This is a genomic window from Heyndrickxia coagulans DSM 1 = ATCC 7050 (assembly GCF_000290615.1).
GTDB classification, from domain to species: domain Bacteria; phylum Bacillota; class Bacilli; order Bacillales; family Bacillaceae_C; genus Weizmannia; species Weizmannia coagulans.
The window spans coordinates 1-254 of sequence record NZ_ALAS01000222.1 but is presented as its reverse complement, the minus strand read 5'-3'; the positions used below and the strand labels follow the sequence as shown (position 1 = coordinate 254).

At 44.9% G+C, this 254-nt stretch carries 1 pseudogene; it reads right to left on the bottom strand.

Features of this window, described 5'->3' with window-relative positions:
• Window positions 1-254, bottom strand: a pseudogene (locus tag IC21_RS17415) (transposase); the annotation flags it as partial.

The window sequence follows — 254 nt, the reverse complement described above, 5'->3', positions numbered from 1 at the left end:
ACTGCATTACTTTTACGCATTACCCCTACATTGTCGTCCGTAAGGACTCTGGGGCAATCGCAATCACCCTCACAAGAACACGTCTTCCTTGTTTTATTCAAGGTTGCTTCTGCCTCTATATGCGATGTATCCACGGCGGCTGCTTCCTCATTCGTTTCAACCACGCCTTCCCCTTTATTATATTCAACAACCAATAGCCGGGCTTTTTCCCAAAGACCATTTGTTGTCATGATTTGATCAAAACGAGCAAAGGA